10 protein-coding genes and 2 pseudogenes are annotated in these 10912 nt (G+C 66.7%); 3 read left to right on the top strand and 9 right to left on the bottom strand.

The window, feature by feature from the left end; all coding sequences use genetic code 11:
- Positions 1–1488, bottom strand: a 1488-nt coding sequence (locus U9983_RS23625) for an ATP-dependent nuclease (RefSeq protein WP_322756121.1), incomplete at its 3' end; no start/stop codon positions are given.
- Positions 1489–1552: 64 nt separating this feature from the next.
- Positions 1553–3298, bottom strand: a complete 1746-nt coding sequence (locus tag U9983_RS23630; protein WP_322756122.1) for a hypothetical protein — start codon at positions 3296–3298, stop codon at positions 1553–1555.
- Between the two features lie 280 nt (positions 3299–3578).
- Between U9983_RS23630 and U9983_RS23635 the strand changes: the two genes are divergently transcribed.
- Positions 3579–3965 carry a hypothetical protein gene (locus U9983_RS23635; protein WP_322756123.1) on the top strand — a complete coding sequence of 129 codons (387 nt, stop codon included), beginning with the start codon at positions 3579–3581 and terminating at the stop codon, positions 3963–3965.
- 65 nt (positions 3966–4030) lie between these two features.
- Positions 4031–4297: pseudogene (locus tag U9983_RS23640) on the top strand (transcriptional regulator); the annotation flags it as partial.
- 217 nt (positions 4298–4514) lie between these two features.
- Here U9983_RS23640 and U9983_RS23645 read toward each other — a convergent pair.
- From U9983_RS23645 to U9983_RS23665, 5 genes and pseudogenes are all read right to left on the bottom strand, one after another.
- Positions 4515–4778, bottom strand: coding sequence for a hypothetical protein (locus U9983_RS23645; RefSeq protein WP_322756124.1), 264 nt, complete (start codon positions 4776–4778; stop codon positions 4515–4517).
- Positions 4779–4821: 43 nt separating this feature from the next.
- Positions 4822–5721, bottom strand: a complete 900-nt coding sequence (locus U9983_RS23650; protein ID WP_322756125.1) for a TIGR03854 family LLM class F420-dependent oxidoreductase — start codon at positions 5719–5721, stop codon at positions 4822–4824.
- Between the two features lie 141 nt (positions 5722–5862).
- Positions 5863–6108: a hypothetical protein gene (locus tag U9983_RS23655; protein WP_322756126.1), complete on the bottom strand. Its 246-nt coding sequence runs from the start codon at positions 6106–6108 to the stop codon at positions 5863–5865.
- Positions 6105–6335: pseudogene (locus tag U9983_RS23660) on the bottom strand (enoyl-CoA hydratase/isomerase family protein); the annotation flags it as partial. The pseudogene U9983_RS23660 and the gene U9983_RS23655, both read right to left, overlap by 4 nt.
- Before the next feature lie 104 nt (positions 6336–6439).
- Positions 6440–7300 carry an LLM class F420-dependent oxidoreductase gene (locus U9983_RS23665; RefSeq protein WP_322756128.1) on the bottom strand — a complete coding sequence of 287 codons (861 nt, stop codon included), beginning with the start codon at positions 7298–7300 and terminating at the stop codon, positions 6440–6442.
- A gap of 219 nt (positions 7301–7519) precedes the next feature.
- Between U9983_RS23665 and U9983_RS23670 the strand changes: the two genes are divergently transcribed.
- Positions 7520–8077 (top strand): TetR/AcrR family transcriptional regulator, encoded by a 558-nt coding sequence (locus U9983_RS23670; RefSeq protein ID WP_322756129.1) that lies wholly within the window; start codon positions 7520–7522, stop codon positions 8075–8077.
- Positions 8078–8164: 87 nt separating this feature from the next.
- On the opposite strand, the gene U9983_RS23675 is transcribed toward U9983_RS23670, so the two are convergent.
- Positions 8165–10603, bottom strand: a complete 2439-nt coding sequence (locus U9983_RS23675) for a glycoside hydrolase family 3 N-terminal domain-containing protein (protein WP_322756130.1) — start codon at positions 10601–10603, stop codon at positions 8165–8167.
- Between the two features lie 24 nt (positions 10604–10627).
- The coding region (locus tag U9983_RS23680; protein ID WP_322756131.1) for a hypothetical protein at positions 10628–10912 on the bottom strand (285 nt) is incomplete at its 5' end.

Genomic DNA, 10912 nt, shown 5'->3' on the forward strand with positions numbered 1-10912 from the left:
CAGGGTGATGACTTCTATTGCCGACTCTTTGAATGCGGCCTCTGCTTCCGCCGGGCTCTCGTCACACCAGTGTCGAACTTGTTCTCCTAGCGCGATCTTGGCTTCCTGTTTGTGCTGCCCGTGAGGCATGGCCAAGACACGCTCAACCTCATCGGTAAACTGCTGAGGATAGAATCGCTCGAAGTCGGTGTGAGTCCAGACACGAAAGTGGTCCTTTGGCCAGGTTGCGCCGAATGTTGTTTGTAGCTTATCAATCACTTTGCGTCCGCTTTCGTCGCCGTCGACGATGACCCACGCCGCCTCGCGGTAGCGCTCCTCTAGGTGAGCAAATAGAAAGAGTCGTCGATAGTTATTGAAGGTTGGTTCAACTTCGCTGGTTCCGCCCGCCGACAGGGTCCTGATCATGGAAAGGCGTGGGACGAACCATGGAATCAAGTAGTTTTTGATGAGGCGCTCAGCGGAAGATTCCTCAAGAATAAGCCAGCCTTCCCACAGATCGAAGTCTGAGAGCTCAAAACCGAGCCTCTTTAGGACCGCCGAGCGTGCCGTGACTGTACTTTCGACAAGAGTAAACGTGCTGGTTGGCAGTCGGTAGTCATCGCCTATGCGGTCAGTAAGCGACGCCTCATATATGCGTGTGGCCGGTATGCCGCCTAGGTAGCGAACAACGATGTGGCTGTGAGTGGAGATGATAAATTGGTTTTGGTTAACTCGACGCTCAATCACACCCAGTAGCGCTTTCAGCGCCTCCGGGTGAATATCGTTCTCCAGTTCTTCGATCAGGAAGAGGTGTCCTTTGGCAAGGCACAGTTGCGTGATAAGGCCCAGCATGTTTGGTATGCCTTCGCCCATGGCTATGAGTGGGATAGATTCATGCCTATTTACCCACATTCCGACTTGCTTGCCATTTGCCGATGGTACTGCCGACAATGGCAAGTTGATAATTTCATCCACGAGGCTTCTAAAATCTCTATGTGCAGGATGATTAACATCCATCAGGAGTTCTACTCTTGCTGCAAGGTTTGAAAGATTTGGCCGTATTTCATATGTTTGTTGAGAGGTAATTCCTTCCTCGAATGCGGTCACCTTGCGTTTCGCAAGGAATGGGTAAATAAAGTTTTGTGGCTCCATTGCGGAGATATCCCGAGCGTTAAAACTTGCCCCGTTGCTCAATTGAAGATGCGGTGGCTGCTTTCCGGACTCTCGGTTCACAGCTACGGTAACCACGCCGGTTTCTGCTTGGGCGGCAGATAGCCCCCAGTTTCTGGGAACTATCCGTTCAAATTGATAGCTAATTTGCATTTCGCTGGCGCCGTAGCGAATATCTGAGGGTGAAATTCCCCCAGTGACCTGCATAGCGTGGATCACGTTAAGAACTGCTGATTTTCCACTGTTGTTTTTGCCAACGAACAACGTGAGGGGGCCGAACTCAAGGTTGGCCGACTCGATGCTGCGGTAATTTTTGATGGAGACGGACTTCAGGTGCATAAAGTAACTTATACACTACTAAAAATAGTACAATCAGATTACTGCTTGTGCCGCAAGAAGTCGATCATTTGGCGCCAGGGATCTGGAGGGTGGGTGACGACCGCAAAAGCGGCTCGCCCTGCAGCACCCACAGCGAAGCCATCTTCTCGTCCAGCTCACTGACGGCCGGGGTGTTCTTCCACGGTTCAAGCTGGCCGCGGGCGGTACGAAGCCCGGTGGCGAGGCGGACGGAGCGGTTACGGGCGGCCAGTTCGCTGGCCCGGCCAAGGGTGCGGGCGCCTTCTTCGACTTCGCCCTGCTGGATGTAGGCGGTGCCGAGGTCGACGGTTGTCATAGCGAGGTTGCGTATGGACACTGTGGGATCCATGGCCGCCAGCGACGGCGTGATGATGGAGATCGCTTCGGCGGGTCGCCCGAGGGCCAACAGACACTGGCCGCGGATGCCGGTGAGGAAGGCTTCGTCGTACCAGTCGACGAGGGAGGGGGCGCGGTCGGCAGCGGCCAGGGCGGTTTCGGCCCGGTGGAGTTCCTGCATGGCAGCGTCATAGTCGCCGGCTGCGGCGAAGGCCCGGGCGGCCATGTCGCCGGTATTGGCCTGGAGGGCACGGTCCGGGGTGCGCCAGGACCAGGCCACGGCGGCTGAGGCGTGATCCACGGCCAGGCGGGGACGGTTATGCCAGATGGCGGTCTGGGCGAGGTTGCAGAGGATGAGGGCGTCGAGTTCGGTATTGCGTGCCTCGTGGGCAGCGGTGCGGCCTTCCTCAAAGTGCGGCACGGCGGCATCGAAGTGGCCGAGGTCGAAGATGAACCAGCCGGTGGCCCGGCAGAGCCCGGCATAGACGGACAGGAGTCGGGGACGCAGGTCGGGAGGACAGTCTTCGAGCAGATGCCGGGCAAGGTGGCGTTGATCCAACACGGTTTGGATCGCGGCTTGCGGGCCGAGTACCGCGTCCTGGCTTAGGGCGTGGCGCAGGACTTCTTCGATGTGGCTGATGAGCGTGGCATCGACGCGCGCCGGGCGATCCAGGGCGCTCCGCACGCGATCGGGTTCGACCTCTGTACCGGCCAGCAGGGGGATGGTGGCCGCAGCGGTGGCGGCTCGGCCCATTGACAGGAGGAATTGACGGCGCTTCACGGTGGTGGCCCAAGCTTGCAGGAGGCGCATGAGGTCGTCATGGGCCGACTCATCTCGTGGGGACCGGTCGTCGGTGGGAAAGGCGGATGGCTCGCTCCAAGGTTCCTCCAGTAAGGCGGCTATCGTCTCTTCTGGCAAGTGTAGGTCACGCACTGTGTTGAAGAGCGACGGCTGCTTGTCCCTTACGGGTTCTGGGATAAGCCCCGCGGAGGGTCGGGCGTCGCGCCGGGCTGGCAGGTGAGGTGGGTTGGTGAGGGCCGGATGGTTCGCCGTCGGGGGCAGGCCCGGCACCTTGAACCATAGGAAGGCTTCGGGGATGCGCAGAATCTGGGTCCAACGGATGAGCTTGGCAAGGTCGGTGAGGGGCGGGCCACTCTCGATGCGGCTGAGCTGGGTCTGGGTGATACCCATCCAATTGGCCACGGTTTCTTGGCTCAGAGTTGTGTCGTGGTGGGGATGAGTGCGGTAGGCGGCGATGACGCGGCCCATGTGCCAGGAGCTGAGGGCATCATGGAGTTGGTCCGAGATAGTCCAGAAATCGGGCGGCATGTCGGGCGCGCCGGTGGTGAGATCCCTGGCCCTGCGCTGGCAGGGGCGGCAAAGGCCGTCATGGTTATCCCGGGCGAGACGGGTGCCGCAGCGGCAGTAACGATGCGCGGCCTCGGCTTTGTCCATGGGGCGCCCCCGTTTGATTTTCTTGATCACCAGTCTATATGGTCCCGGAGTCTATCTATTACGGTGGGTAATGGCGATACCGCCATGCGGGGGACGCATGATCTCAAGACGTGGGGCGTCTTGCCGGGGTGGGGCAAGGGCCGCCACGGTGACAAGGGCGCCCGGGGCCGGGTATTGAGGAATGCGCTCCCCGGCTCCGGGCGTCGGCCGGCTTAGTAATGGATCATCCATAGCGTCTGGAGGCGTCATGCGCGGGGAATGCAGATGTACGAGAAGCCGGGTGGTGAGACCGCGCCTGCCACAGCAATGGGCGGACGGGTCGGACGCGGAGGGACCGACGACTTTTCCGCCGGTTGTCAGCTGGCCGGCGGAGGTGGCCTCCGAGCTTGAGGCCGTGTTCGGTGGCGAGCTGGAGGTAGGGGAGGCGCCGGCGGATGAGTCGGGGACGAGGCTGACTTCCCCGTTGCGGTACCGGTTGGAGCTGGCGATTGGGGCGGCGGAGGTTCAGGGACGGACGGCGTGCGCGACTTTGGCGGCGGTGGCTGGCCAGTTGTCCGGGGTGGAGCCACGGGAAGCCGCGGCGTTAACGGAGTGGGTCGACGCGGTGACCGAGGAACTGGGGCGCCTGAGGGCGACGATGGCGCGACTCGTGAGGCGGCGGCCGTGACGGTCGACATTGCCGAGTCGGCTGAGGCTTGCGGGCCGGGACGGTCGGAGAACGAGAAGGATGCCATGGGGCGCGAGCTGCGGATGCATCCGCTGGCCCGGGTCCGGGCGGCCAGAGGCTGGTCGTACCAGCAGCTGGCGCGGGTGATTGCCCGACAGGCCCGGCAGATGGGCGTGCCGAATATGGCGGCGGAACGACAGAAGACGTGGCGGTGGGAGCACAAGGGGGTGGTGCCGGACCAGTTGTCGCAGCGGGCTTTGGCTGCGGTGTTGGATGTGCCGACGGAGGTGGTGGTGGCTCATCCGTGGCCGGCGTGGTTGCCGGTGGACGATGACCTGGCGGTGTTGCGGACGATGGAGGTGTCGTTACTGCGGAAGCGGCTCCGGCTGGCAGTCTGGGCGCTGGAGGAGGTTCAGGCCACTGGGGCGGAGGCGGCGGCAAATATTGTGGGGCCGGTGCTGGTGGCGCTTGCGGGCGGGGATGCCACGGCGGCGGGGCTGGAAGGTGAAATGGGATGAGGGGCTCCAGTACGCGCTGGGCGGGCAGTGGTCACGGGAGCCACACTGCGTGGAGCCGTGGGTCACGCTGTTGGCCGAGGAGTTCCAGGCCCGGATGATCCAGAACACGGTGAACTCCGGCCATGATCTTTTGGGTCGGGGTTTGAAGATGATGACTTTGGTGCATCCGACGGGACTCCGCCTCCACGAAGAACAGCACGTACAACCTGGTCAGCAGGATGGTGTCGACGGTGAAGAAATCGCAGGCGAGGCTACTCAGGTCTTGATCGCGTTGCTGCCGACGCCGAACCGCCACGGGATGGCGTCCCCGAGATTACGAGGGCCGTGCCCGGTTCCGGTCAGGTCTCGATCGGGAGCAGTTCGGTGGCGAACTGGTCGATGAACTCGTTCCAGGCCGGCAGGGACGTCGCTGGGCGAACCACGAACTTGCTCACCCCGACTGCGATGTAGTCCTCGATGCGGCGCCGGAGCGCGTCCCAGCCGACGGGCACGAGGGAGGCAGGGTCGGCGTCGGGCCGCCGACGCCGGACCGCGGCAGCGAGCGCGGGCGGAATGCCGCCGTCCAACGCGACGGCGATACTCAGCCCGTAGTGCTCGGGATCGATCATCCGCCCGGCGGCATCAGCCGCAGCTGTGATCGTCGCGATTCCCTCGGCGGCGTCGGACGGCGTGACCAGGGACGCCAGCCACCCGTCGCCCAGCCGGCCGATGCGGCGCAGCGCGGTGGGTGCGGCTCCGCCGAGCCAGATGTCAAGGGGTTTCGTGGGTAAGGTGCCGATGCTGACCTCGTCCAGCGTGAAGTACCGGCCGCGGAAGGTGACCGACGGCTCCGTCAGCAGGCGGCGCAGCAGGACGAGCGCCTCCTCCAGGACCTCGCCCCGCGCTCCGGTGCCGTGTGGTCCAGGCGGGAGGGGGAAGGCGTCGCGGTCGGTCGGCTGCGCCGGACCGAGGCCCACGGCGGGCAGGATCCGGCCGGGGGCAAGACGTGCAAGAGTGGCGAGTTGCTTGGCGAACAGCACGGGGTTGCGCCCCGGCAGGACGGACACCCCGGTACCCAGCTTGAGTCGGCGCGTCCGCGCGGCGGCGTAGGCCAGCCCGACGATCGGGTCCGGGCCCGGTGATGACACAAGCTCCGGCAGCCAGAGAGAGTCCACACCGAGTTCGTCAAGCCGGCCGACGATGTCCGCGAAACTGTCGCCGGAATCCGCTCCGGGCGCGATCCCGATCCGTACCTTCACGCCCCGTCCAAGCGGATCCCCAGGCCGGATATTCCGCCATACCGCCCTACGGTCATACCGCCGGCCGCATCCAGGCCGCGCTGCTCGACCGGTCCGTCGGGTGCCGGCGATGCGGTGCAGGATCGTGGCCAGCGCGGCCGGCTAGCTGATCATGCACATGTGTCCGGCGTCGAGGTCACTGCCGAAGTACCGCTTCACCTGCGCGGGATCCATCGTCTCCCGCCGCTCGGCCTGGGATTCCTCGACGTGCTCCTGGACGTCCGGTCGCAGCGCCTGCCTGGCGCTGGTCCCGGCTTGCGGCACCGGCGCGGCGAGATGGGGCACCAGTAGATCCCAGCAGCGACTGTCGAAGCCGCCACCGTGCACGAGGACCAGCGGCGTCATCATCGGCCGGCTCCGTCGCCGGCGAACTGTTCGGGGACCCATTCGGGTGCCCGTTTCTCCATGAAGGCGCGCATGCCCTCGCGTGGTTCCGGCGACTGTTGCAGCGCCCAGAACATGGTCTGGTAGTCGATGAGCCCGTAACGTTCGTTGAGCATCCGCCTGACGTGCGCGCGAGCGGCCGGGGCGGTCTGCAGGATCTCCCCGACGGCCGCCACGGCCCCGTCCCGCAGTCCCGCGGCTCCCAGATCATCCGCCATTCAGTCTTCCTCTCACATCGTGAAAGCAGCGCCGATAACGACTTCAGTGGGGCGGACCGCCCGGGACGCCCGGGGCGCTACAGCAGGGCGGCGGCAAGCCGACGCCACTGCTCGCGCGGAAAGGCGTTCTGGTCGGCCGCGAGCACCTGTACGGCGACGTGGTCGGCGCCGGCGGCACGGTGCTCGTCCACCCGGCGTCTGATCGCCTCCTCGTCCCCCCATGCGATCAGCGCGTCGAACAGGCGGTCGCTCACCGATGCCAGGTCCTCGGGTGAGAAACCCAGCCGCAGCCAGTTGTTGGCGTAGTTCGGCAGAGCGAGATACCGCCGCAGCCAGTCCGTCCCGATCGCCCGCGCCTCCTCCGCCCCCGAACACAGGATCACTGACTGTTCCGGGAGTATGAGCGCACCGTTACCCAGCGCTTCGCGGGCACGCCGCGTGTGTTCCGGCGTGACGAGGTAAGGATGCACCCCACGGGCGCGCTTCGCCGCAACCTCAAGCATTTTCGGGCCGAGCGCGGCCAGCACCCGCCCCTCGGCGGGCACCGACGGCTCGGCCGTGTCCAGGCCGTCGAGGAACGCCGCCATCGCCGCCATCGGACGCCGGTACCGACCGGGCTCGGAGGCGTCCACCATCGGCGCGTGGCTCACCCCGACACCCAGCAGGAAGCGGTCACCGTGGGCGGCGGACAGCGACGCGTAGGACGCGGCGGTGTCCGCCGGCGTGTGCATCCACAGGTTCAGGACACCGGTCGCCACGACCATCCGGCGGGTCGCCGCCAGCAGACGACCGACGGCGTCGAACACCGGCCCCCCGATGTCGGGAATCCACACCGCGCTGAACCCCAGCTCCTCAAGCTCCGCAGCCGCCTCGGCGGCCTCGACCGGGTCCCCGAAACGCAGGGGGATGCTCCATACCCCCACCCCAGAAAGATCCATGACACCCCTCCGTCGCAGCTCGCTGACCCGCTTAATCGTATCGGCACTCTACGCCCAACACTGCACTCAGTTCCAGATTAGGAATCGAGAAGCAGTTATGGCGCGAGGTATAGTACGACCGTGATGGCTGAGGCGTCTGGAGGGCTCGGACTTGGATCCGGGCTCGGACTTGGACCCGGGCTCCGCGAACGCACCCGGCGCGCCGTACGGGCCGAGTTGATGACCGTCGCGATGGACCTGTTCGCCCGCAAGGGCTACGACGCGACGACGATCGACGAGATCGCGGCCGTCGCCGGGATGTCCCGCAGCAGCTTCTTTCGCTACTTCGCCTCGAAGGAAGACGTCGTACTCGACCACCTCGACGCCCTTGGCGAGTCACTCGCCGAGGCCCTGGCGCAGCGGCCTGCCGGCGAGGACGCGTGGACGGCGCTGCGCCGCGCCTTCGACGTGCTACTCGCTTACCACGCGCGCGACCCACAGGGCGCCCGCGGTCTGCGGCAGATGCTCGACGGCAATCCCGCACTGCGGGCCCGTAACCTGGACAAGCAGTGCGGGTGGCACGACCGGCTCATTCCGCATATCGCCGCCCGCCTTGGCCCCGCACCCGACCCCGGCCCGGCCGACACCGGGATCAACGCCCGCCCCGAAGCGGTCATCGGCGCCGCACTGGCGTGCCTGGAGGCGGCGAAGCGGGCCTGGATGGCAGCCGGCTGCCGGGCACCGCTGGACAAGGTCCTCGACGACGTCATGCGCACCGTCCGTCCCGGAGCCTTCTGACCCGCACCCGGACTCCCCATTGCTGTCCAGTCGTACAGGCGCTCGATGCCCTGGAGCACGCCCGGTTCGTGTGCCCGGCGGGCTGGCCTACGGTCGCTCGCCGGGCCTGGCGACGGCGACGTTCGAGAGGTAGGAGCGGCGGCCGTGCAGCACCGCCGTCTCGCCCACGACCTCGAAGGCGTCCCGCAGGCGGATGTCGTCCGAGGAGCTGCCCACGAGCACCTGGATCGGGCCCGGCTCCAGCACGACGTCGCCGCCGAGGCCGAGGTAGCCCAGCTGGCTCATCGCCACGGTGAACTCGATGGTGGCGCCGGCGCCGGCGGCGAGGTCGACGCGGGTGAATCCGACGAGCTCCTGGGCCGGCCGGGTGACGCCGGTCGCCTGGTCACAGAAGTAGAGCTGGACGATCTCCTCGCCGGCCCGTTCCCCGATGTTGCGCACTGTCACCGCGACGGTGACGGCGCCCTCGCTGTCGACCTGGACGGAGCTGATGACGAGGTCGGTGTACGCGAACGTCGTGTAGCTCAGTCCGTGGCCGAATGCGAACAGCGGGGTGGCGGGCATGTCGAGGTAGCCCCGGTGCAGGTCAGTGGCGGCGCGCCGGTACCCGGTGCCGGCCGGCTGGCCGTGGTGGATCGGTACCTGGCCGCAGTGCCGGGGGATCGACATCGGAAGCTTGCCGCTCGGGTTGACGTCGCCGAACAGGACGTCGGCCATGGCGGGGCCGGCCGCCTGGCCGCCGTAGTAGCCGTACAGCAGCGCCGGCAGGACGTCGACGATCGCGGTCAGGGCCATCGGCCGGCCGGTGTAGACGATGCCCACGCACGGGGTGCCGGTGGCCGCGACGGCCCGGGCGAGGGTGACCTGGTTCGTGGGTAGGTCGATGTTCGCGGTGTCGCTGCCCTCGCCCTCGGTGATCGCAGTGGTGAACCAGCCACCACGGCCGCCCAGCGCCAGGATCACCACGTCGGCGTCGCGGGCGGCCGTCACCGCTGCCGGCATGTCGGTCGGCTCCTCGTCGACGACGCCGCAGCCGGTGACCACGGTCACCTGCGCGTCCGGGACACCGCGGCGGACGGCCTCGGCGAGGGACTGCGCGCCGTAGGTGTTGCGCACGTAGTCGTCGAGCGGGGTGGCGAGAGGGCCTGCGACCTCCTCGATCAGCGCTTCGATCGCCTCGTCCGGCACCTCGCCGGTCATCTCCTCGACGCCGTCCATGGCGCCCCCCTCGCCGCGGAATCGGGCGCCGAGCATCCCCAGCGCGGCGGTGTAGGTGTAGGGCGCAAAGGCGAACGCGGTGCCGTCGGCGTGCGGGCCGACGATCGCGATCCGCCGGACGTCGCGGGACAGCGGCAGGGTGCCGTCGTTGGTCAGCAGGGTCACGGACTGCCGGGCGAGGCGGTCGGCCAGGTCGACGCCCTGGCGGGCCACCGCCCTGATGACGACGGGGTCCTCGTCGACGTAGGGCGCCTCGAACAGACCCAGGGCGAACTTGTCGCGCAGGACCCGCCACGCGGCCTGGTCCAGCTGGTCGGCGGGGACGGTTCCGCGGTGGACGGCCCGGGCGAGGGTGGGGCCGTAGCCGTGCGGGGCTGGCAGCTCGACGTCGATGCCGGCGGCCAGCGCCAGCCGGCCGGCCTCCTCGGCGTCCCGGGCGACCCCGAGGCGCTCATGGAGGTGGTGAATGGTCTGGTAGTCGGAGACGACGGTGCCGGTGAAGCCCAGCCGCTCCCGTAGCAGCGTCGTGAGGATCTCGCGGTTGGCAGCGACCGGGATGCCCTCGACGGTGCTGTAGGAGTTCATCACCGCGCCCAGGCCTGCGAGCTTGATCGCCGCTTCGAACGGGCGGGCATACACCTCGTAGAGTTCGCGCGGCCCCACCGCCGTGGCAGCCATGTTCTGGCCGCCCTCGGTGACCGCGTAGCCCAGGAAGTGCTTGCCGGTGGCGATGACACCCTCGCGCAGGTCGGTGCCCTGCAGACCGCGGGTGAACGCGACACTCATTGCCGAGGTCAGGTACGGGTCCTCGCCGTAGGTTTCATGGACCCGCCCCCAGCGGGCGTCCCGAGCGACGTCCATGACGGGGGAGAGGGCGAAGGTCTGACCGATGGCCCGCGCCTGCCGGCGCAGGACGCCGGCCATCTCCTCGACACCGCCGGGGTTCCACGTGGCGGCCAGCCCGATCGCCGTTGGGAACGTGGTGAACCCGGGCGCCACCACACCGTTGAGCGCCTCCACATGGAAGATTGCTGGAATGCCGAGCCGGGTGCCCGTGACGAGGAACCGCTGGATCTCGTTGACGATCCTCGCCAGTCGGTCCGGCGTCTTGTGACCGACCATTCCCAGCATCCCGATGTGGCCGATCCCGTCGCGCAGGCGACGCTCGGCCTGGGACTGGATCAGGCCGTCCCGGCCGAGGAGTCCCACCGGTAGCATCCCGGTGACCTGCTGTGCCTTCTCCTCGATCGTCATCGTCTGGAGAAGGTCGTCCGCGCGGGCCTCGGGGCTCACGGCGGCGTCCGACATCGTCTGCGGTCCGGTACCCATGAGTCAGGCCCAGAACTGGTCGGGATCGAGCGCCGGTCCGGTATCGGCGGACCACATGCGTACGTCGACGCTCATCATGAAGATCAACCTCCAGTGGGACGACCCGAAGTACTGTGTTTCCATACTGATCGCATCGAAGACGCCCGGTCGTGATGCGTCCGGGTAGCCGAACTCCGGGTTCGCCGGATGCGGCATCCGCACCGACGTGCCCGGTTCGTAGGAGCCATCCAGGATGCTGACCCCGCTTCCGACGGGTCGCCTCGGCCTTCGGCTGTCGGCTCTTGGCCC

Origin of the sequence: Protofrankia sp. Cas3, from assembly GCF_963555955.1 — a bacterium.
Taxonomy (GTDB): Bacteria; Actinomycetota; Actinomycetes; order Frankiales; family Frankiaceae; genus Protofrankia.